Source organism: Rhodoferax sp. (assembly GCF_011391645.1).
Lineage (GTDB): Bacteria > Pseudomonadota > Gammaproteobacteria > Burkholderiales > Burkholderiaceae_C > Rhodoferax.
On record NZ_JAABQC010000043.1, the window covers coordinates 1 to 20254 of the forward strand.

At 59.8% G+C, this 20254-nt stretch carries 21 protein-coding genes; 9 read left to right on the forward strand and 12 right to left on the reverse strand.

Going from position 1 to position 20254, the window contains the following annotated elements; translation table 11 throughout:
* Both GPS82_RS07300 and GPS82_RS07305 read right to left on the reverse strand, forming a co-directional pair.
* Positions 1–811 (reverse strand): GDP-L-fucose synthase (locus GPS82_RS07300; protein ID WP_296492762.1); only part of this gene is annotated, 811 nt, incomplete at its 3' end.
* 171 nt (positions 812–982) lie between these two features.
* Complete coding sequence (locus tag GPS82_RS07305; RefSeq protein ID WP_296492763.1) at positions 983–2980, reverse strand: SDR family oxidoreductase; 1998 nt, start codon at positions 2978–2980, stop codon at positions 983–985.
* Between the two features lie 270 nt (positions 2981–3250).
* On the opposite strand from GPS82_RS07305, the gene GPS82_RS07310 reads away from it, so the two are divergent.
* The 4 genes from GPS82_RS07310 to GPS82_RS07325 are packed head-to-tail and all read left to right on the forward strand — an operon-like array spanning position 3251 to position 6618.
* The gene (locus GPS82_RS07310; RefSeq protein ID WP_296492765.1) at positions 3251–3871 is read left to right on the forward strand and encodes a phasin family protein; all 621 of its coding nucleotides are present in this window, start codon (positions 3251–3253) and stop codon (positions 3869–3871) included.
* Between the two features lie 32 nt (positions 3872–3903).
* Positions 3904–5154: a patatin-like phospholipase family protein gene (locus GPS82_RS07315; protein WP_296492767.1), complete on the forward strand. Its 1251-nt coding sequence runs from the start codon at positions 3904–3906 to the stop codon at positions 5152–5154.
* Positions 5148–5810, forward strand: a complete 663-nt coding sequence (locus GPS82_RS07320; RefSeq protein ID WP_296492768.1) for a TetR/AcrR family transcriptional regulator — start codon at positions 5148–5150, stop codon at positions 5808–5810. Before GPS82_RS07315 ends, GPS82_RS07320 begins: the two co-directional genes overlap by 7 nt.
* 34 nt (positions 5811–5844) lie before the next feature.
* A complete protein-coding gene (locus GPS82_RS07325) occupies positions 5845–6618 on the forward strand; it encodes a hypothetical protein (RefSeq protein ID WP_296492770.1) in 774 nt (257 codons plus the stop codon).
* A 3-nt stretch (positions 6619–6621) separates the two neighbouring features.
* On the opposite strand, the gene GPS82_RS07330 is transcribed toward GPS82_RS07325, so the two are convergent.
* Positions 6622–8070: a wax ester/triacylglycerol synthase family O-acyltransferase gene (locus GPS82_RS07330; RefSeq protein ID WP_296492772.1), complete on the reverse strand. Its 1449-nt coding sequence runs from the start codon at positions 8068–8070 to the stop codon at positions 6622–6624.
* A gap of 178 nt (positions 8071–8248) precedes the next feature.
* On the opposite strand from GPS82_RS07330, the gene GPS82_RS07335 reads away from it, so the two are divergent.
* On the forward strand, positions 8249–8503 hold the full coding sequence (locus tag GPS82_RS07335; RefSeq protein WP_296492773.1) for an acyl-CoA-binding protein: 255 nt from the start codon (positions 8249–8251) through the stop codon (positions 8501–8503).
* 48 nt (positions 8504–8551) lie between these two features.
* Here GPS82_RS07335 and GPS82_RS07340 read toward each other — a convergent pair whose 3' ends face one another.
* The gene (locus GPS82_RS07340; protein ID WP_296492775.1) at positions 8552–8881 is read right to left on the reverse strand and encodes a polyhydroxyalkanoic acid system family protein; all 330 of its coding nucleotides are present in this window, start codon (positions 8879–8881) and stop codon (positions 8552–8554) included.
* On the reverse strand, positions 8874–9941 hold the full coding sequence (locus tag GPS82_RS07345; protein ID WP_296492777.1) for an aminopeptidase: 1068 nt from the start codon (positions 9939–9941) through the stop codon (positions 8874–8876). The genes GPS82_RS07340 and GPS82_RS07345 overlap by 8 nt, the downstream gene beginning before the upstream one ends.
* Positions 9942–9978: 37 nt before the next feature.
* Between GPS82_RS07345 and GPS82_RS07350 the strand changes: the two genes are divergently transcribed.
* Positions 9979–10314 carry a DUF1840 domain-containing protein gene (locus tag GPS82_RS07350; protein WP_296492779.1) on the forward strand — a complete coding sequence of 112 codons (336 nt, stop codon included), beginning with the start codon at positions 9979–9981 and terminating at the stop codon, positions 10312–10314.
* On the opposite strand, the gene GPS82_RS07355 is transcribed toward GPS82_RS07350, so the two are convergent.
* The 7 genes from GPS82_RS07355 to GPS82_RS07385 all read right to left on the reverse strand — a co-directional run bounded on the left by GPS82_RS07355 (position 10315) and on the right by GPS82_RS07385 (position 18651).
* Positions 10315–11571 (reverse strand): AMP-binding protein, encoded by a 1257-nt coding sequence (locus GPS82_RS07355; RefSeq protein WP_296492783.1) that lies wholly within the window; start codon positions 11569–11571, stop codon positions 10315–10317.
* Between the two features lie 25 nt (positions 11572–11596).
* Complete coding sequence (locus GPS82_RS07360; RefSeq protein WP_296492786.1) at positions 11597–12406, reverse strand: ABC transporter ATP-binding protein; 810 nt, start codon at positions 12404–12406, stop codon at positions 11597–11599.
* Between the two features lie 84 nt (positions 12407–12490).
* Positions 12491–13807, reverse strand: a complete 1317-nt coding sequence (locus GPS82_RS07365) for an ABC transporter substrate-binding protein (RefSeq protein ID WP_296492789.1) — start codon at positions 13805–13807, stop codon at positions 12491–12493.
* Positions 13808–13875: 68 nt separating this feature from the next.
* Positions 13876–14952 (reverse strand): branched-chain amino acid ABC transporter permease, encoded by a 1077-nt coding sequence (locus GPS82_RS07370; RefSeq protein ID WP_296492793.1) that lies wholly within the window; start codon positions 14950–14952, stop codon positions 13876–13878.
* Positions 14953–14979: 27 nt separating this feature from the next.
* Complete coding sequence (locus tag GPS82_RS07375; RefSeq protein WP_296492797.1) at positions 14980–15909, reverse strand: branched-chain amino acid ABC transporter permease; 930 nt, start codon at positions 15907–15909, stop codon at positions 14980–14982.
* Between the two features lie 16 nt (positions 15910–15925).
* Positions 15926–16708 (reverse strand): ABC transporter ATP-binding protein, encoded by a 783-nt coding sequence (locus GPS82_RS07380; protein WP_296492800.1) that lies wholly within the window; start codon positions 16706–16708, stop codon positions 15926–15928.
* Positions 16705–18651, reverse strand: a complete 1947-nt coding sequence (locus GPS82_RS07385) for an AMP-binding protein (RefSeq protein WP_296492803.1) — start codon at positions 18649–18651, stop codon at positions 16705–16707. Before GPS82_RS07385 ends, GPS82_RS07380 begins: the two co-directional genes overlap by 4 nt.
* Before the next feature lie 179 nt (positions 18652–18830).
* On the opposite strand from GPS82_RS07385, the gene GPS82_RS07390 reads away from it, so the two are divergent.
* The 3 genes from GPS82_RS07390 (at position 18831) to GPS82_RS07400 (ending at position 20239) form a co-directional block, all read left to right on the forward strand.
* On the forward strand, positions 18831–19538 hold the full coding sequence (locus tag GPS82_RS07390; RefSeq protein ID WP_296492805.1) for a Crp/Fnr family transcriptional regulator: 708 nt from the start codon (positions 18831–18833) through the stop codon (positions 19536–19538).
* 114 nt (positions 19539–19652) lie between these two features.
* Entirely contained in the window at positions 19653–19925 is a 273-nt protein-coding gene (locus GPS82_RS07395) for a type II toxin-antitoxin system Phd/YefM family antitoxin (protein ID WP_296492808.1), read from the forward strand.
* The gene (locus tag GPS82_RS07400; RefSeq protein ID WP_296492811.1) at positions 19922–20239 is read left to right on the forward strand and encodes a type II toxin-antitoxin system RelE/ParE family toxin; all 318 of its coding nucleotides are present in this window, start codon (positions 19922–19924) and stop codon (positions 20237–20239) included. The genes GPS82_RS07395 and GPS82_RS07400 overlap by 4 nt, the downstream gene beginning before the upstream one ends.
* Positions 20240–20254 lie beyond the last annotated feature (15 nt).

Consider the following 20254-nt stretch of genomic DNA (forward strand, 5'->3'; position numbering starts at 1 on the left):
TCTGGCCCTGGTAACCCACGGTGTTGCTCACGGCTTGGGCGACTTCGGCGATGGTGATGTCTGAGCCAAAGCCGACGTTGATGAGGCTTTGCATGGGGCTGGTGTGCTGGTCATAAACGGCTTTGGGCAGGTTCATGACAAACACGCTGGCGGCGGCCATGTCGTCCACGTACAAGAATTCGCGTTTGGGGGTGCCGCTGCCCCAGATGGCCACGCTGGGGGCGTTGTTGACCCTGGCTTCATGAAAGCGGCGGATCAGAGCGGGAATGACATGGCTGTTTTGCGGGTGGTAGTTGTCGCCCGGGCCATAGAGGTTGGTGGGCATGACGCTGCGGTAGTCGCGGCCGTATTGGCGGTTGTAGCTTTCGCACATTTTGATGCCGGCAATTTTGGCGATGGCATAGGGTTCGTTGGTGGGCTCGAGCGGGCCGGTGAGCAGGGCATCTTCACGCATGGGTTGCGGGGCCAGGCGCGGGTAGATGCAGCTTGAGCCCAGGAACAGCAGTTTTTGCACGCCGTGGGTGTGCGCGGCGTGGATGACGTTGGCCTGCACCATGAGGTTGTCGTAGATGAAGTCTGCCGGGTAGGTGTTGTTGGCATGGATGCCGCCCACTTTGGCGGCGGCCAGGTAGACCTGGGTGGGCTTTTCTTGGGCGAAGAAGTCGTTGACGGCGGCCTGGTTGCACAGGTCTAGTTCGGCGTGGGTGCGGGTCAGGAGATTCGCGGCGGGGGCGCCGCTCCTACAGAGGTTACGGACGATGGCGCTGCCAACCATGCCGCGATGGCCGGCTACGTAGATTTTGGGGTGCATAAAACTTTCACCGGGTTCTGAGTTGAAGTAGCTGGCGACGCACTCGCGGCAATAACCTTGCGCCTGATAGTTATCGCGCCACTTCGGTGATTATCCAACGCCAATTGGAGCGCACATCACTCGGCGCCAAATTGGCGCTATTAAAAGCCGCCGCACTACATCAGCTCGCGCCTAAAAATGGATCCCCCGCATCATCTGCTGCATGGCCACCGCCTCGGCGGACAACTGCTGTTTGGCGGGCTTGTCGCCCGGCTTGGCGCCCTTGGCGGCGGAGGAGTCGGGGAACATCCTGAAGCTGGTGTTCATGGCGATTTGCGCCACGCGCGGCAGCGCAGCGTGCAGCACCTGGCCAAAGATGCCCATGCGGGTGGCGATGCGCACCGGCTTGAAGATGCAGGCCTGGGCGATCAGGTCGGCAGCTTCTTCGGGGGCCAGGGTTGGCACATTGTTGTACAGGCCGGTGGGTGCAATCATGGGGGTGCGCACCAGCGGCATATTGATGGTGGTAAAGGTCACGCCCTGGTCGGCAAACTCGCTGCTGGCGCAGCGCGTCCAAGCGTCCAGCGCCGCCTTGCTGGCCACATAGGCAGAAAAACGCGGCGCGTTGGTGAGCACGCCGATGCTGCTGATGTTGACCACATGGCCTTTGTGCTTGGCCACCATGCCGGGCAGGAAACCCATGGTCACGCGCAGGCTGCCAAAGTAGTTGAGCTGCATGGTGCGCTCGTAGTCGTGAAAGCGGTCGTAGCTGGACTCGATGGCGCGGCGAATCGAGCGGCCTGCGTTGTTGATCAAAAAGTCAACGCCACCATGATCCTGGGTGACCTTTGCCATAAAGCTGGCGCAGGCTTCGGCGTCAGAAATGTCCACCGCATAGGCAATGAACTGGTGACCGAGTGCCTTGGCCTCGGCGCAGGCTTCATCAAGCTTGTCCTGGTCGCGCCCGCAGATCAGGGTGATGGCGCCAGCCTCGGCAAACTTGTGCGCCGCAGCCAGCCCGATGCCAGACGAGCCGCCGGTGACCAGCACCACTTTGCCGGCCACGGTGCCACGCAAACTGCGGTCAATGTGCAGGTCGGGGTCGAGGTGGCGCTCCCAGTAGTCCCACAGGCGCCAGGCGTAATCGTTCAGATTGGGGCATGTCACGCCAGTGTCTTTGAGCGCCGCCAGCGTTTGGCGGCAGTCAAAACGTGTGGGGTAATTGACAAAGGTCAGCATTTCCTCGGGCAGCCCCAAGTCTTTCATGATGGCGGCGCGCACGCGGCGCACCGGGGCCAGCGCCATCAGTCCCTTGGTGACGCTGCGTGGAATAAAGCCAAACAGCGCGGCGTTGATGAACAGGTTCATCTTGGGCGCATGGGCGGCCTTGCTGAAAATGTCGAGCACATCACCCACGCGGTAACCCACCGGGTCCACCAGGTGATAACAACGGCCGGCAATCTCGTTTTGATGGCTGATGGTGGCCAGCGCCGCCACCACAAAATCAACCGGCACAATGTTGATGCGCCCGCCCTCCAGGCCAATCGACGGCAACCACGGTGGCAGCAGCTGGCGCATGCGCTGGATCAGCTTGAAGAAGTAATACGGGCCGTCGATCTTGTCCATCTCGCCGGTATGGCTGTCGCCCACCACCATCGCCGGGCGGTAGACCGACCAAGGCACTTTACACGCGGTGCGCACAATTTTTTCGCTTTCATGTTTGGTCATGAAATACGGGTGCTCGTAATTTTCGGCCTCATTGAACATGTCTTCGCGGAACACGCCCTCATACAAGCCGGCCGCCGCGATGGAGCTCACATGGTGAAAGTGCCCGGCGTCAATGGCCTTGGCAAACTCGATGGTGTTGCGCGTGCCTTCCACGTTGACCACAATCTGGCTGGCGGCATCGGCGCCCAGGTCATAAATGGCCGCAAGGTGATAGAAATGGTCGATCTGACCTTTAAGCTGCTTCACCAGATCAGCTGGCACACCGAGCTTTTTGCTGGTCAGGTCGCCCGGCACGGCAATGACGCGCGCGGCGCTGGCGCCCCAGAATTCACGCAGGGTCTTGACCTTGCCTTCGCTGCCTGGCCGAACCAAAAAGTAAACCACCGAGCCCTTGCGCTCCAACAATTTTTTGACCAGTCGTTTGCCAATGAACCCGGTCGCACCCGTGACGAAATAATGCATCAATGCCTCCAAATGAATGGCTCTATTTTTGCCCGAAATGGGCAAGGCACGTTTTAGCGTAAACCCGTGTACCCCATAGATTTCCGCGCTTCGCTCGCAATGACAGCCAAGCCGTGATCGCGAGGCCACAGGCCGTGGCGATCAATGACTTATGGCCTTGGTTTTAGAAAGCTGCCCCTACACATTTCCCCGCTCCCTCTTTAAAGTCGCACCATGCACTGAAAACATTTGGTGCAAAGATCTTCAACCTTTATTTAACAGGAGTGTCACATGGTCACCAAACTCAAAAAAGTCAGCCCCGCAGCCAAAGCGCCAGTCAAATCCAGCGCCAAAGCAGGCAAGAAGTCATCCAAATCAGCGGCTGCAAAGGCGTCCATCTTGTCGGGTTCGGTCAAAGACTCTGCCCAGCAAATCTGGCAAGCCGGCCTGGGTGCGTTCACCAAGGCACAAGTAGAAGGCACCAAGGCCTTTGAAGCGCTGGTCAAGGAAGGCGTGAGCTTTCAGCGCAAGACGCAATCTGCTGCCGAAGAAAAGATCAACGTGGCAACCCACAAAATGACCAGCATGGCCACCGACATCAGCAACAAGGCCTCAGGTCAATGGGACAAGCTGGAAAGCATTTTTGAAGAGCGCGTGGCCAAGGTGCTGAACAAGATGGGCGTGCCTTCTGCCAAAGACATTGACGCCCTGATTGCGCGCATCAATGCACTCAATGCCAGCGTGCAAAAGCTTGCGCCCGCAAAACCGGCGGCCAAGGCAAAACCCGCCAGCAAAGTCGCGGCCAAGCCAGCAGCCGCACCAGCGGTCAAGCCGGTTGCCAAAAAAGCCCCGGCCCGCAAAGCCCCGGCAGTCAAAAAAGAAGCCCCGGTGGCTCAGGTAAACCCTGAATAAAGATGGGCTTGAAGCGCCCTACACTGCACAGTATGACGCATCAAAAACCCAACCCACCCAAGATCGCCCTGGCTCTTGCCGGCGGCGGTCCATTGGGTGCCATCTATGAAATCGGCGCCCTGTGTGCGCTGCAAGAGTCGCTTGAGGGCATTGACTTCAACCGGCTGCAGCATTACGTGGGCGTGTCTGCCGGCAGTTTCATTGCAGCGGGCCTGGCCAATGGCATCACGCCGCACCAGCTTTTTTCACTGTTCATAGAAGACCGCAAACACCAGGCCGAAGCGTTTGACCCGGCCTGGCTGTTGCGGCCTGCCTTTAACGAATTTTTCTCACGCAGTCTGCTGCTGCCGGGCCTGCTGATGGCTGGCACCTTGCAGGGCACGCTGGGGCGCAAGTCTTTGATGCGCACCCTGGAGTACCTGAGCCCGAGCCTGCCCACCGGGGTGTTTTCCAATGCCCGGATTGACCTGGAGCTGGCGCGGCTGTTTTCCAAGGCAGGGCGCAGCAACGATTTCCGCCAGCTCAAAAGCCGGCTGACGCTGGTGGCCACCAACCTGGACAGCACGCAGACCGTGTCGTTTGGTCGGCCCGGCTGGGACCATGTGCCCATTTCCAAGGCGGTGCAGGCCAGCGCCGCCCTGCCCGGACTATTTCCCCCGGTTGAAATCGACGGCCAGCATTTTGTCGATGGCGCCCTGATCAAAACCATGCACGCCTCGATTGCGCTGGACGAGGGTGTTGACTTGATGCTGTGCATCAACCCGCTGGTACCGTTTGATGCCTCGACGCGGCAAACCGTCACCGATGCGGCCACCCCTTGGGCGGCGCCCGAGCCGATTCCGCGAATTGCCGACGGCGGCTTGCCCGCCGTGCTGAGCCAGACTTTCAGGTCGCTCATCCACTCGCGCCTGCTGCTGGGGCTTAAAAGCTACGAGCAGGCCTACCCCAGAACCGACATTCTGCTGGTTGAGCCCGACCGCCGCGACCCCGAGCTGTACCTTGCCAACACGTTCAGCTACAGCCAGCGCCGCCATCTGGCCGAGCATGCCTACCAGCAAACTCGCCAGATGCTGCGCTCACGCCAAACGGGCCTGAGCAGCAAGCTGGGCTACCACGGCATTACCCTCAACCACGCGGTGCTCGACGACAACAACCGCCATTTGTGCCGGCCACCGCGCGAACCCACCCGGGTTGGCCACGCCCTGACCAAGCTGCACAACATCATGAACAACCTCAACCAGGTGGTGGTCGCTGCAAATCCTCGTGACCAGCCCACATGGTAAAAAAAGCCCCCCGCCGCACGGCAGAGCGCATTCTTGAGGTCACGCTGACGCTGTTCAACCGCTTTGGCGAGCCCAACGTGTCGACCACGCTGATCTCGGCCGAGCTCAACATCAGCCCGGGCAACCTGTATTACCACTACCCCGCCAAAGATGAGCTCATCAACGCGCTGTTTGACCGTTTTGAGCGTCCGCTGAACGAGCTGCTGGCTGCCGGCGACGATGTGCGCAACGTTGAAGATGCCTGGTTTTACATGCACACGCTGTTTGAGCTGATCTGGCAATACCGCTTTTTGTACCGCGACCTGAACGACCTGCTGAGCAAAAACCGACGCCTGGAAATGCACTTTCAGTCGATTCTGAAAAACAAGACCCGCTCCCTCAAAGCCCTGCTTGAGGGCATGCGCCGGGGTGGCGCGCTGCAAATTGACACGCGCGAGATCGAAGCCACCGCCACCAACATGGTGGTGCTGCTGACCTACTGGCTCAGTTTTGAATATGTGCGCGACCCGCGCAACGCGCTCGAAGAGCAAAATGCACAGGCCGCCCTGCTGCGTGGCGCACAGCATGTGCTCAACCTGCTGGCTCCCTACCTTGAAGCCGGACAACGCGGTCACCTGCTCAAACTTGCCGATGCCTACAATAAGGAGACCAAGTAAAACGACAGAGAAAAATAGGGACAAGGAGACACTCATGAGTAAATGGACAAACTTCCCCTTTGTGGGCGAGTACAACTTTGACGCCGAGAGCGTCAAAAAGAAATGGACCCGGCTGCACGCGGGTGATCTGGAACCCCTTCCCAAAGACCCCAAGGTGCTGCAGGCCTGGGCGCATTTTCACAACGGCGAGTTTTACAAGTCCATGACGATGGGGCTCGACATGGGGCTGGCCGGGCTGAACGTGGCCAACAAGGCCGCTTGCATTTACGCCACCTATCTTGAAAAACAGGAAGCCACCCGGCTGGCCCTGTTTGCAGAAGTGGCCGGACGCGCCGAGGCGCAAATCAATGAGCAACCCGAGAACGTGAACGCCTATTACTGGCGCGCCTACGCGCTGGGGCGCTACAGCCAGGGCATCAGTGTGGCCAAGGCGCTGGCGCAGGGCCTGGGCACCAAGGTCAAGACCGACCTGGAGCACGTCATCCTGCAGCAACCCACACACCCCGACGCCCACATTGCGCTGGGCACTTTTCACGCCGAGGTGATTGACAAGGTGGGCGAGCTCATCGGCGCCATGGCCTACGGCGCCCACAAGCATACCGGGCTCACGCTGTTTCAGCAGGCGCTCAAGTTCAACATGGACTCGGCCATCGGCATGGTCGAATACGCCCACGCCATGCTGATGCTCGAAGGAGAAACCGTGGTCAGCGAGGCCACCCGCCTGTACCAACTGGCCGCCCGCGCCCAACCCATCGACGCCATGGAACGCCTCGACGTGGAGCTGGCAAAAACCGAACTCGAAGACTGAAGCCTAGTCGCCCCAGGGCAGCATCAGCGTGAGCAGGGTCAGTTTGGCGAACTCGGGCTCAAACTGGTCAATGATCGCCTGCGGGTCAGGGCACAGGGTGGTGTCGCTGATGATGCCAAACTGCACGCCGCCGCCGTAGCTCAAAATCGACACGCCCAGGCCCACCGAACCCGATTGCGGCACCCAGAACAGCGCCTGGTCAAGGGTTGAGCCGCAAAATGTGAGTTTGTCGCGCGGCCCGGGCACATTGGTCATGACCGCCGTGGTTTTCTTGGAAAACAGGTGCAGCAGCGCATCCTGGGCCGGCTTGACCAGCGCGCCGGCCACGGCCAGCAGGGCAAACGCCAGCACGGGCTGCATGCTGCCCTTGAGGGCATTCATGCGTCGGCGCACCTCGAATACCCGTGAAACCGGGTTGCCTTGACCAATCGGCAGCACCACCGGTGCCAGGCCAAACTGGTTGCCCAGTTTGTAGGCCTGCGTCATGGGTCGCAAGTTGACGGGCACCATGGCGCGAATTTCCTTGCCGGCCACCGAGTCGCCATGCGCGTTGAGGTAGGCACCTATGGCACCGGCCACGCAGGCCAGCAGCACGTCGTTGATGGAGCAATGCAGCGCCTTGCTCACCGCGCGCACCTCATCGAGCGGGATAGGCTGGCACCAAGCCACCCGTTTGGCACGCCCCGGAGTGCCCTTGAGCTGGGTGGGCGAATCGTCTGGCATCAGGGCCAGTGCGGCTGCGTCGCGCAACACCTGATAGGCCAGCCTGGCCACGTCAGCCGAGCCGGTCACGCCCATGTGAATGCCTTTTTCAACCAGCTTCTCAAGCCGCGTGCCCGGGTCGCCAATGGCACCGAACGCCTGCGCCGCACCATCGCCGGCAGCATCGAGCGCCCACACCGCTGCCCCGGTCAGCGGTTCTATCAACGAGTGCGACATCCATTCTTCGGCCGCTTCCCAGGTAAAGTCCTGAGAAGATTTTGGCTTGCGGGCGGGGGGCTCGGTGCCGCCATCGACCAACGACTGGATCACGGCAATCAGGGCCAGGCCGTCGGCGATGCAATGGTGGATGCGCACCAGCAGCGCCGAGCCGCCCTGGTAATGTTCGACCAGCCGAAAATCCCACAGCGGGTAGCGCGCATCCAGCGGCTTGAGCGCCAGTTCTGCCAGGCGTTCCTGCAGCGCCTGTTGCGGATGGGTTTTGGCTGACGCTGGCAGTTTTTCGCGCAGCACGTGGCGCTTGATGTCAAAGTGGGTGTCTGTGACCCAACTGGCACCAGTGGCATCCTGCACCACTTTTTGGCCGAAGCGCGGGTACTTCAGCATGCGCTCTTCAATGCGCTGGCAGGCGTCTGCGTAGCTGACGGCCGGCTTCAGAAGCCACACCCCCACGATCATCATCAGGTTACTGGGGCTGTCCATGCGCAGCCAGGCCGTGTCGACCTTGCTCATGCGCTCATGTGCCGGGGGGCTGGAAGGATTTTCCGCAGCGGGGCGCGACGCGGAACGATGCAGACGTGTGACCATAACGACTCTTTCGGGAAGGTCCTCTATTTTGCGAGCAAAACGCCCATTAAGATTAACCTTGCGTAGCCTGATTCATCACTTTTTAACGGATAGAGAAATTATCATGTCTGACCTGCAAACCAAATTCGAAGCTGCCGTGACCCACTCAAAAAACCTGAGTGAGCGCCCCGACAACATGACTCTGCTGAAACTGTATGCGCTGTACAAGCAGGCCAGTGCTGGCGACAACAACGAGAAAAAACCCGGTTTTACCGACATGGTGGGCCGCGCCAAGTGGGACGCCTGGAACACGCTCAAAGGCACATCCGAAACAGATGCCATGCAGCAATACATCGACCTGATCGAGTCATTGAGCTGAATGCCTTGGGGGGCGGACTTCAGTCCGCCATGGTGGATGGCAACGGTCTCAGCCCGAGTGCGTTTTTTTTACGGCTGCTTTTTTCGCAGGCGCCTCCAGCAGGGCATCCAGGTTCTTCACAATCTCGGCCTCAATCGTGCCCTTGAACGCGCCCAATAAAAAGCCCAGATGGGCGCGCAACTCGAAGTGCGTCCTGGTCACCGTCAGGCTGCCCTTGACGCCCGAGCGCACAAAGTCGACTTCGTCCATGTGCTTGCCCTGCACGTAAGTGCACTGCATGGCAAATTCCTGTTCGGCCTGCTCGGCCCACTTGAATGCAATCTTGCGCGCCTTGACGATGCCCAGCGCGTGTTCACGAACAATATTTAGTTCAGCCATGTCGTTCTTTTGCCCATTGTTTCAATTGTTGTGTCCGCTCGTCTTTTGAGCGCTTGGCCAGTTGCTTGACCGCATCATAAAAAGCTGGCCAGTCACGCCCTTCCCTCTCAAACAGCGCCTCAAAACCCGGCACCAGTTCATCATAAGCCGCCTGGGCGCCAAAAACGGCATTGTTGGCTTGCGCCACCCAAGGGTCATAGCCGCTGTAACCATCCCAATTGGCCTTAAGTTCGGCGTAGGCTGCCAGAAAGTCCTGCATGGCTTTGGATTTCATGGCTTTTTTGGTTTGCGTGTCTGGCGCCAGAGGGCTGTCTATTTGATAAATCAGCTCGAGTTGCTCGCGCGTGCGGCGGGTCAACGCCCTGAATTGCTGGCGGCGCGCATCGAAATCGGCATACGCCAGATGCGCCTGTGGGCTGGCTTGCTGTGCCAGCCAGAGGGCCCCGCCGAGGCGCTCCACGGCGGTGGCAAACGATTCGTTGAACACCGTGTCGTCGGGCACATACAGCACTTGGTGCGACAGCTCATGAAACAGCAAGCGCGCCACCTCACCTTCAGGGTAATGAATAAAGGTGTTGAGCAACGGATCGCCGCCAAACCAGTTCATCCAGCCCAGCGTGGAGTAGGCTGGCACGCCGTAAACATTGGCCTCGAACCCTGCGGCGCGCAAAACACCGGCCTCGGCCTGCGCGTCGCTTTCTGCAAAATAGCCCCGGTAGCCCACGCAACCCGCCACCGGAAAGCACCAAGTTTTCAGGGTCAGCGACAGCTCGGGCGCGGCCACCACGTTCCACACCGCGTGGCGGCGCTGCAGGTCGGCGTACCGGTGGTAGCTGGCGTTGTCGGGCAGGTGCAATTCCTCGACGGCAAAACGGCGCATGTCCTGCGCCAGTTGAAGCCGTTGTTTGACTGTGGCCGGGGTTGCGCCGTCAGCCAGCCAGTTGTCAATGGGCCGCGCGGCCGCCATCAGTTCCAGATGGCCGGAAACCGACTGCCAGTAGTAGCGCGAGTCGGCGCACCCGGTCAGCAACATGGCGAGCAGCAGGCAGGGGGCTAACATGAGCCCTTTGAAATAAATCACCCCATCAAGGAAACGCATGCTTTACAAGTTCAAATCCAAAGTCACCGGAGATGTGATTATGTTGCAAGCCAACGGCGAGCGCGTGCTGGAGATCATTGGCAAACACTCGGCTGCAGAGCCCAGCACCAAGGGCATTTTGCTGCCCGAGCAGATGCCGCAGGCACTGGAGGCGCTGAAAAACGCCGTGCTGCTCGAAGATGTTCAACAAAAAGAAGCGTTGGCCCAGGCGCTGGCTGAAAGCCTGCCGCCACCCCGCTTCGAGGCCATTGGCCTTCGCCAGCGCGCGTTGCCCTTCATGGACATGATCAGGGAATGCATGAAGGCCAAAGAGGCCATCATCTGGGGGGTTTGACTACTGGTAGCTGCGCGCGTCCTCGATCACCTTGCCATCGTTGGGCAGCGAGCCGGGCAACACCACCTCAACCTGGCCGCGCAGTTTGGTCACATCGCGAATCGCCTCCATCACTTTTTGCACCAGCCCGTCCGGGCCGCTGCAAGCGGTTTCGACCTTGAGCGTCATCTGGTCGTTGGCCATTTCACCACTCACCACCAAGCGGGCTTTGGTGATCTCGGGGAAGCGCTTGGCGATGGTGTCCACCTGACCCGGATGCACAAACATGCCGCGGATCTTGGTGGTCTGGTCGGCGCGGCCCATCCAGCCCTTGATGCGCACATTGGTGCGCCCGGTGGGGCAATCGCCCGGCATCACGGCTGACAAGTCACCGGTGCCAAAGCGGATCAGCGGGTAAGTCGGGTTGAGGGTGGTCACCACCACCTCGCCCACTTCGCCCTCAGCCACCGGCTCGCCGGTGCCGGGGCGCACAATCTCGAGCAGCACACCTTCATCGAGCACCAGCCCTGCGCGCGCCGAGGTCTCGTAGGCAATCGAGCCCAGGTCTGCCGTGGCATAGCACTGGTAGCCGGCAATGCCATGCGCGGTAAACCAGTCGCGCAGGCTGGGCGGAAAGGCCTCGCCACCAAACATGGCCTTGGTCAGGCTGGGCAGGGCCACGTTCATCTCGGCCGCCTTTTCGACAATGATCTTCAAGAAGCTTGGCGTGCCGATGTAGCCAGCCGGTTTCAACTCGGCCATGGCCTGCACCTGCTGCTCGGTCTGGCCGGTGCCGCCCGGAAACACCGTGCAGCCCAGCGCGTGGGCGCCGGTTTCCATCATCGAGCCGGCCGGCACAAAGTGGTAGCTGAAGCTGTTGTGGATCAACTCGCCCGGCCGAAAACCGGCGGCGAAAATGGCGCGTGCCATGCGCCAGTAGTCCTTTGCCGTGCCTTCGGGCTCGTAAATGGGGCCGGGGCTGGCGAACACACGCGGCACCTGGGCACCAAAGCCATGGGTGCTGAAACCGCCAAACACGCTGCCCCCACGGCTGCGGCTGCTCAACTGCAATTCAAGCAGTTCGTGCTTGCGCGTGACCGGCAGACTGGCCAGTGCCGCCCGACTGGTCACACCGGCAGGATTCACATCCTTGAGAATCTGGGCAAAGGCCGGCGAGGCCAGCTTGGCATGCGCCACCTGCAACGGCAAGGCAGCCAGCAAAGCCGCTTCGCGCAAGGCGGGGGCACGCGTTTCCAGCGCGTCAAAAAAATCGCTCATGTTTGTGTTCCTGAAAAACCAATGCTCAAGCCAGCCAGCGTTTGCGGCGCTTGTAGCTCTTGACATCCTTGAAACTCTTGCGCTCGCCGCCGCCCATGCCAAGGTAAAACTCTTTCACGTCTTCGTTATTGGCCAGGTCGCTGGCAACGCCGTCCATCACCACGCGGCCGCTTTCCATGATGTAGCCGTAGTCGGCGTATTTCAGGGCCATATTGGTGTTTTGCTCGGCCAGCAAAAAGGTCACCTTTTCCTTGCTGTTGAGGTCTTTCACAATCTCGAACACCTCCTGCACGATTTGCGGCGCCAGCCCCATGGACGGCTCGTCGAGCAGCACCATGCTGGGGTTGGTCATGAGCGCGCGGCCGATGGCGCACATCTGCTGCTCACCGCCCGAGGTGTAGGCGGCCTGGCTGGTGCGGCGGGTTTTGAGGCGCGGGAAATAGGTGTACACCTTCTCCAGGTTGGCGGCAATTTCGCCCTTGTCTCGGCGCGTGTAGCTGCCGGTGAGCAGGTTTTCCTCGATGGTGAGGTGGGCAAAACAATGGCGCCCTTCCATCACCTGCACCACGCCGCGCTGCACCAGGTCGGCGGGCGACAAATTCTCGATGCGCTCGCCGCGCAGCTCGATCGAGCCCTTGGTGACCTCGCCACGCTCGCCGCGCAACAGGTTGGACACCGCCCGCAGCGTGGTGGTCTTGCCCGCGCCGTTGCCGCCCAGAATGGCCACGATTTTGCCCTCGGGCACGTTCAGGGACACGCCCTTGAGCACCAGAATGACGTGGTTGTAAATGACCTCGATGCCATTGACGTTGAGAACGATGTTTTTAGCTTCCATATTTCCTTGCCTTCACCAATAGGCAGCTCTGCGCGCAAGGCTGCCTGTTGGCATCCCGGGCCAGGCCGGGATGCGCCAGTTAGATCAGGACTGGCAGTCGGCCGGGGTGCGGCGAGTCAGCTTTTTCTCGGCGGCGTATTTATCAGCCGAGTTTTTGACCAATGGCTTGATCACTTGCTGGTCGGCCTCAAGCCAGTCAGAGCTCCAGACAAACTTGGAACCATCCCAGGTATGCACCCGTGTCCAGGCGGAGCCCATGTGGTCGGCGCAGCTGGTGGAAACCGGGCGCATCACGCCTTTGAAGCCCAGGCCATCAAGCTTGGCCTGGGTCAGGTTCAGGTTTTCGTAGCCCCAGCGCGCCTGCTCACCGGTCATGACCTTGCCCTTGCCAAAACGCTCCTGCGCAGCGCGAACACCCTCGGTGGCGAGCAAACCGGCCACCACACCGCGCATGTAAAGCACTTGGCCCACTTCTTCCTTGGGTCCGGTGCCCTGGCCCTTGGCATGAACTTTCTCCAGGATTTCTTTCACCACATCAGACTGCGGCTCCGCGCCATGTTGCATCATGACCGCGCTGTAGCCCTTGGCGCCCTGGCCAACGTCTTTCAGATCTGGCTCGGCGCCCGACCACCAGGTGCCGAACATTTTTTCACGCGCATAGCCCACAGCCTGCGCTTCCTTGATCGCCGTGGCGGTCATCACACCCCAGGTCTGCAGAATCATGTAGTCAGGCTGATCGCGGCGCACCTGCAGCCAGGTGGCTTTTTGCTCAACACCCGGGGCGGCAATTGGCAACAGTTGCAGCGTGAAGCCGTACTGGGCTGCGCGCTCCTGAAGGATGGGCAGCAGCTCTTTGCCGAACGGGCTGTCGTGGTAACCCACACCAATTTTCTTGCCCCTGAGCTTGTCCATGCCGCCGGCCTTGTTGCCGATGTGCTTAAGCAGGGTGTCACCCGCCACCCAGTAGTGACCGATCAGCGGGAAGTTCCACTTGAACACACCGCCATCGGCAGAGTCGCTGCGACCATAGCCGGAGGTGATCATCGGGATTTTGTCGGCGGGAATTTTCTCGGTCAGGGCAAAGGTGATGCCGGTGGACAGCGGCTGGAACACGGTGGCGCCGCCATGCTTGCCTTTCAGCCGCTCGTAGCATTCCACACCGCGGTCGGTGGCGTAAGCGGTTTCACACTCTTCCACCAGGGTCTTGACGCCATTGATGCCACCGCGCGCGTTGACCAGCTTCATGTAGTCGTTGTGGCCGTTGGCCCAGGGTGTGGCGTTGGGCGCGACCGGCCCGGTGCGGCCGCTCAACACGGGAAAGAACTGCTCCTTGGCCTGGGCAAAGGCGCCAGCAGCCACAGTGGCCGTCAAACCGGCTAAAACCAGATTGCGAATTTTCATCAAAGTCTCCTAAATAAGTGGCATTGACATGCCTTTTGCTAACGAACGAAAAAAACCACCAACAAAAATCAATGCGGGAAAGGCCACAAGCGCATCTTTTGCTTCCCGATGCTCCACAACTTGGCCAGGCCGTGCGGTTCAACAATCAGGAACCAGACAATCAGCGCGCCGAAAATCATGACCTCGGCATGGGCCACCGCAGCGGTCGAAATGTCGACACCGACCAGGCTACCCACGGCTGGCAAAAACTGGTTCAGAAAAATGGGCAGCACCACAATAAAAGCCGCGCCAAAGAAGCTGCCCATGATCGACCCCATGCCGCCAATGATCACAATAAACAGCAGCTGAAACGACCGGTCCACCGAGAAGGCGGCGGGCTCCCACGAGCCCAGGTGCACAAAACCCCACAGGCCGCCGGCCACGCCCACAATGAACGAGCTCACGGCAAACGCGCTGAGCTTGGCGTACATCGGGCGAATGCCGATCACGGAAGCCGCCACGTCCATGTCGCGAATGGCCATCCACTCCCGGCCAATCGCACCCCGCACCAGGTTTTTGGCCAGCACGCCGAACACCACCACAAACCCCAGGCAAAACAGATACTTGCTCACCGGCGACTCAATCGACCAGCCCAGCACGTTCAGCTGCGACACCGCGACCGACCCGGAAGAGCTGTTGTTGGTGAACCAGCCGATGCGAAGAAACGCCCAGTCACAAAAAAACTGCGCCGCCAGCGTCGCCACCGCCAGATACAGCCCCTTGACCCGCAAGCTCGGCACGCCAAAAAACAGGCCCACCAACGTGGCAAAGAAACCACCGGCGAGCAGGGCCACGATGACCGGCATGCCCTCGATGCGCACATAGGTGTTGTAAGCCGCGTAGGCGCCCACGGCCATGAAGGCGCCGGAACCGAGGGAAATCTGGCCGCAGTAGCCCACCAGAATATTCACGCCGATAGCGGCCAGCGACAAGATCAGGAAAGGCACAAAAATCGCGCGCAACAAATACTCATCCGCCAACAAGGGCACGCCAACCACGGCCACCAGCAAAAGGGCCAGTACCCCCAGCCGGTCCTGGGTGATGGGGAAAATCTGCTGATCTGCCCGGTAAGAGGTCTTGAACTGACCGTTTTCTCTGTAGAACATGTTGTTTCTCTTGGTAGGGGTGCAGCGTCAAACGCGGTCGATGATCTTCTCGCCAAACAAGCCTTGGGGACGGAACATCAAGAAGGCCAGCGCCAGCACATAGGCAAACCAGATCTCGATGCCACCGCCCACGTAGGGGCCCAGGAACACCTCGGACAGCTTCTCGCCCACCCCGATGATCAGGCCGCCAATGATGGCGCCCGGCACCGAGGTCAGCCCGCCCAGAATCACCACCGGCAAGGCGCGCAGCGCCACGGTGGTCAGCGAAAACTGCACGCCCAGCTTGCTGCCCCAGATCATGCCGGCGACCAGCGCCACAATACCCGCCACACACCACACAATGACCCAGATGCGGTTCAGCGGAATGCCGATGCTCTGCGCGGCCTGGTGATCGTCGGCAACCGCACGCAAGGCACGCCCGGTGGAGGTTTTCTGGAAGAAAACGCTGAGCAAAATCACCAGAATCGCCGCAATGAGCGCCGCGTAAAGGTCTTCCTTGTTGATCAACAGCCCGCCCTCGAACAAACCGGAGAAAGCAAAGATGGGCTCCTTGGGCATACCGATGTCAATTTTGTAAATGGCACTGCCAAACAGGGTTTGGCCCATGCCGTCCAGAAAATAACCGATGCCCAAGGTGGCCATGAGCAAGGTAGTGCCCTCCTGGTTGACGAGGTGGCGCAACACCAGCCGCTCAATGAGCCAGGCCACCAAGAACATCAGCACACCCGCCGCCAGGAACGCCAGGACATTGGCGAGAATCGGGTTGCTGATGCCCATCAGGCCCGGAATCCACTCGGCAAAACGCGCCATCGCCAGCGCGGCAAAAAGCACCATCGCGCCCTGCGAAAAATTAAAAACCCCCGAAGCCTTGTAGATCAGCACAAAGCCCAGCGCCACCAGCGAGTACAGCATGCCGGCCATCAGGCCGCCGAGCAGTGTTTCAAGAAAAAATGCCATTGTGTTCTCCGGCGGTTTAGTGCGAGGTGCCCAGGTAGGCGCTGATCACTTCTTCGTTGTTGCGAACCTCATCGGGGGTGCCGTCGCCAATCTTCTTGCCGTAATCGAGCACCACCACCCGGTCAGAGATGTCCATCACCACACCCATGTCGTGCTCGATCAAGACGATGGTGGTGCCAAATTCTTCATTCACGTCGAGCACAAAGCGGCACATGTCCTGCTTTTCCTCCACGTTCATGCCGGCCATGGGCTCGTCGAGCAGCAGCACCTGCGGCTCCATGGCCAGGGCGCGGCCCAGGTCCACCCGCTTTTGCAGGCCGTAGGGCAACTGGCCCACCGGCATCTTGCGATAGGCCTGAATTTCCAGAAAGTCAATGATGTGCTCGACCTTTTCGCGGTGCATTTCTTCCTCGCGCTGGGCCGGGCCAATGCGCAATGCCTGCAAGAAAAAATTGCTCTTGATCTTGAGGTTGCGCCCGGTCATGATGTTGTCGATCACGCTCATGCCCTTGAACAGCGCCAGGCTCTGAAAGGTGCGGCCAATGCCCATGCTGGCCACCTGGTAGCTGTCCATGTGGCCAAAGGTTTGACCCCGAAAGGTAATCGCCCCCTGTTGCGGCCGGTAGACACCGTTGATGCAGTTCAGCATGGAGCTTTTGCCCGCGCCGTTGGGGCCGATGATGGCGCGCACCTCATGCTCACGCACATCGAAAGAGATGTCGGTCAGCGCCTTGACGCCACCGAAACTCAGAGAGATGTTTTTGACGTCAAGAATCACGTCACCGATTTGTTTGCTCATGCTGCCGCCTTGACGGGAGTGAAAGTTTTGGCATCGTCAATGCGCAGCGTGGCACTGACGCTGCCGGTGCGGCCGTCTTCGAACTTGACCTGGGTTTCGATGAACTGCGACGTTTTCCCGCCGTACAGGGCATCAATCAGCACATCGTATTTTTCGGCGATGAAACCACGGCGGACCTTGTTGGTGCGGGTCAGCTCGCCGTCATCGGCATCAAGCTCTTTGTGCAGCACCAGAAAGCGGCTCACCTGGCTGCCTGCCAGGAGCGAATCAACGCTCAAATCGGCATTGACCTTCTCCACGCATTCCTTGATGAGCTGGTAGACCTCGGGCTTTTGCGCCAGATCGGTGTAGCCGGCGTACGGCAGGTTGCGCCGCTCGGCCCAGTTGCCCACCGCGTCGAAGTCGATGTTGATCATGACGCACACTTTTTCGCGGCCGTCTCCGTAGGCCACCACTTCCTTGATGTGCTGGAAGAACTTGAGCTTGTTTTCCACATACTTGGGGGCGAACATGGCGCCGTCATTGGCGCCGCCCTTGATGCGGCCCACGTCTTTCACGCGGTCGATGATCTTGAGATGGCCATGCGCGTCCAGAAACCCTGCGTCGCTGGTGTGGTACCAGCCGTCGGCGGTGAGCACTTCGGCGGTGGCCTCGGGATTTTTGAAGTAGCCTTTGAGCAAACCGGGTGACTTGACCAGAATCTCGCCGTTGTCGGCCACCTTGATCTCCACGCCGGCGCAGGGCACACCCACGGTGTCGGCCCGTGCTTCGTGGTCAGGCTGCAGGCAGACAAACACCGCCGTCTCGGTCGAGCCATAGAGCTGCTTCAGGTTGACACCGATCGAGCGGTAAAAGCTGAACAGGTCCGGCCCAATCGCCTCGCCGGCGGTGTAGGCCACGCGCACCCGGCTAAAGCCCAGACTGTTGCGCAAAGGACCATACACCAGGAAGTTGCCCAGGGTGTACAGAATGCTGTCGGTCGTCGACACGCTTTTGCCATCCATCAGCGTCGGGCCGACGCGCTTGGCCACATCCATGAAATAGTTGAACATCTTGCGCTTGATGGCACCCGCGTCTTCCATGCGGATCATCACGCTGGTCAACAAGCCCTCAAACACGCGGGGTGGCGCAAAGTAATAGGTCGGGCCAATTTCTTTCAGGTCAATCGTGACAGTGGCCGCGGATTCTGGGCAATTCACCACATAACCGCATGAGAGCCACTGGGCGTAGGAAAAGATGTTTTGACCGATCCAGGCCGGCGGCAGGTAGGCCAGCACGTCTTCAGCGTGGGTCAGCTTGTCAAAATCGGCACCGGCGCGGGCGCGGTTCAGCAGGGAATCATGGGTGTGCACCACACCCTTGGGGTTGCCGGTGGTGCCCGAGGTGAAGAACATGGCCGCCACGTCATCAGGCAACACTTTGTCGACTTGCGACGCGAAAAATTCAGGGTGAATGGCGGCAAAGGCCTTGCCTGCCGCAATCAGTTCGTCAAGTGCGGCCAGGCCGGGCTCGTCGTAATTGCGCAGGCCACGCGGGTCGTCAAAATAGATGTTTGAGATTTGCGGGCACTGCTCACGAATTTCCAGCAACTTGTCAACCTGCTCCTGGTCTTCAGCAAAGACAAAACTCACCTCGGCATTGTTGATGGGAAACACACATTCGAGCGCAGCGGCGTCCTGGTACAGCGCAATTGGCACCGCTCCCAGAGATTGCACCGCCATCATGGTGGCGTAAAGGCGCGGGCGGTTGGCCCCAATCACAATCATGTGGTCGTGCTGGCGCAGACCGGCCTGGTGCAGGCCGCATGCCAATTGCTCGACCAATTGGGCCATGTCACTCCATGTGATGGCCTGCCAGATGCCGTATTCTTTTTCCCGCATGGCCGCGTCGCCTGGGCGCTGGGCGGCATGGTTCAAAAGTAGCCGGGGAAACGTCGTTTGCATTGCTACACCTTGTCTTCAATTCATTGCAACCCGGGCCTGATGCCCACGCTGCTGGAGTGGCCGAATCATAGAGTGCCATTTGACGTTAAGTTGTCGTTTCGACGACAATTCAGTGGTTTGTGGGTAGGTGTTTTCCCTGCACATCCCCAACGCAAACCTCACCCGACAAGGTGCCAACGATGAAATCTGATGCCTCGCTGTTCCAGCGCCGACGCCCCTTGACACCCGCCGAGCTTGACGTGATTCCGTGGCTCAAACTGCTCTCGCTCGACGAGCGCGAGCGTGCGATTGAAGACCTGCAGGTCACCGAGGCGCAGCCGGGCGACTACCTGTGCCGCACCGGGCGACCGGTGACCTACTGGTTTGGCGCCGTGGATGGTTTGCTGAAAATGAGCGCCGACAACGCGGATGGCCAGACCATGACCTTCACCGGTATCCCGCCCGGCGGCTGGTTTGGCGAGGGCACGGCCCTGAAGCGCGAAATTTACCGATACAACATCCAGGCGCTGCGCAAAAGCCTGGTGGCGGGCTTGCATGTGGACACCTTCCATTGGCTGCTTGACCACTCGATTGGTTTCAACCGCTTCGTTATGAACCAGCTCAACGAGCGCCTGGGCCAGTTCATTGCCGCGCGCGAGATTGACCGCATGACCAATCCCAACATCCGCGTGGCGCGCAGCCTGGCCGCGCTGTTCAACCCGGTGCTTTACCCCGGCCTGGGTGTGGTGCTGCGCATCACCCAACAAGAGTTGGCCTATCTGGTGGGCCTGTCGCGCCAGCGCGTCAACGAGGCCCTGAACACGCTGGCGGCACACAACGCGATCCGGGTCGAATACGGCGGCCTGCGCGTGACCGATCTGCAGGCGTTGCGGTCCCATCATTTTTAGTGTGAGAAGTTCGTATCTCTGTCGCCTGGATGTAGCGCAGCGCAATCCGGGAAGTTTTTCGTCGGACTAAATTCAGTCTAAAATCAGACTCACTCCGACTCACTCTCAGGCCTTATGAAACTGCACACGCACATCAAACCTATCAGCTACCTGAAGAGTCACGCAGCGCAGATCGTGACGGAGTTGAACGAAAGTCGCGAGCCGATGATCATCACCCAAAATGGCACAGCCACGCTGGTCGTGATGGATGTTAAAAGTTACCAGGCGCATGAAGACACACTGGCACTGCTAAAGCTTCTGGCAATGGGTCAGCACGACATTGAACAGGGCCGATTTCGGGATGCCGAAGACGTTTTTTCCAGCATCGCGCAACTCGAACCCACATGAAAATCGTGATCCTGGCGTCGGCGGAGCTCGATTTGCATGACTTGCGCGCCTACATCGTCAAAGATTTTTCTGCAGCGACATGGCAAACGACTTTTAAACAAATCAAAGCCAGCATTCGGAATTTGGCCAGTTTCCCGCTGCTGGGCTCTGTCCCGGATGAACTTCAAACGCTCAACCTGACGCAATACCGCCAAGTGCTCAGCGGCCAAAACCGAATCATCTACGAGGTGCGCCAAGACACCATCTACATCCACCTCGTTGTCGATTCACGCCGCGATTTGCAGTCTTTCTTGCTGCGCCGCCTGGTGCGCTAAGGACTTTAAATTTAA

Coding starts and splice junctions, on each gene's coding strand:
- GPS82_RS07305 (WP_296492763.1), bottom strand. CDS start 2,980: ATGCATTATTTCGTCACGGGTGCGACCGGGTTCATTGGCAAACGACTG.
- GPS82_RS07310 (WP_296492765.1), top strand. CDS start 3,251: ATGGTCACCAAACTCAAAAAAGTCAGCCCCGCAGCCAAAGCGCCAGTC.
- GPS82_RS07315 (WP_296492767.1), top strand. CDS start 3,904: ATGACGCATCAAAAACCCAACCCACCCAAGATCGCCCTGGCTCTTGCC.
- GPS82_RS07320 (WP_296492768.1), top strand. CDS start 5,148: ATGGTAAAAAAAGCCCCCCGCCGCACGGCAGAGCGCATTCTTGAGGTC.
- GPS82_RS07325 (WP_296492770.1), top strand. CDS start 5,845: ATGAGTAAATGGACAAACTTCCCCTTTGTGGGCGAGTACAACTTTGAC.
- GPS82_RS07330 (WP_296492772.1), bottom strand. CDS start 8,070: ATGAGCAAGGTCGACACGGCCTGGCTGCGCATGGACAGCCCCAGTAAC.
- GPS82_RS07335 (WP_296492773.1), top strand. CDS start 8,249: ATGTCTGACCTGCAAACCAAATTCGAAGCTGCCGTGACCCACTCAAAA.
- GPS82_RS07340 (WP_296492775.1), bottom strand. CDS start 8,881: ATGGCTGAACTAAATATTGTTCGTGAACACGCGCTGGGCATCGTCAAG.
- GPS82_RS07345 (WP_296492777.1), bottom strand. CDS start 9,941: ATGTTAGCCCCCTGCCTGCTGCTCGCCATGTTGCTGACCGGGTGCGCC.
- GPS82_RS07350 (WP_296492779.1), top strand. CDS start 9,979: ATGCTTTACAAGTTCAAATCCAAAGTCACCGGAGATGTGATTATGTTG.
- GPS82_RS07355 (WP_296492783.1), bottom strand. CDS start 11,571: ATGAGCGATTTTTTTGACGCGCTGGAAACGCGTGCCCCCGCCTTGCGC.
- GPS82_RS07360 (WP_296492786.1), bottom strand. CDS start 12,406: ATGGAAGCTAAAAACATCGTTCTCAACGTCAATGGCATCGAGGTCATT.
- GPS82_RS07365 (WP_296492789.1), bottom strand. CDS start 13,807: ATGAAAATTCGCAATCTGGTTTTAGCCGGTTTGACGGCCACTGTGGCT.
- GPS82_RS07370 (WP_296492793.1), bottom strand. CDS start 14,952: ATGTTCTACAGAGAAAACGGTCAGTTCAAGACCTCTTACCGGGCAGAT.
- GPS82_RS07375 (WP_296492797.1), bottom strand. CDS start 15,909: ATGGCATTTTTTCTTGAAACACTGCTCGGCGGCCTGATGGCCGGCATG.
- GPS82_RS07380 (WP_296492800.1), bottom strand. CDS start 16,708: ATGAGCAAACAAATCGGTGACGTGATTCTTGACGTCAAAAACATCTCT.
- GPS82_RS07385 (WP_296492803.1), bottom strand. CDS start 18,651: ATGCAAACGACGTTTCCCCGGCTACTTTTGAACCATGCCGCCCAGCGC.
- GPS82_RS07390 (WP_296492805.1), top strand. CDS start 18,831: ATGAAATCTGATGCCTCGCTGTTCCAGCGCCGACGCCCCTTGACACCC.
- GPS82_RS07395 (WP_296492808.1), top strand. CDS start 19,653: ATGAAACTGCACACGCACATCAAACCTATCAGCTACCTGAAGAGTCAC.
- GPS82_RS07400 (WP_296492811.1), top strand. CDS start 19,922: ATGAAAATCGTGATCCTGGCGTCGGCGGAGCTCGATTTGCATGACTTG.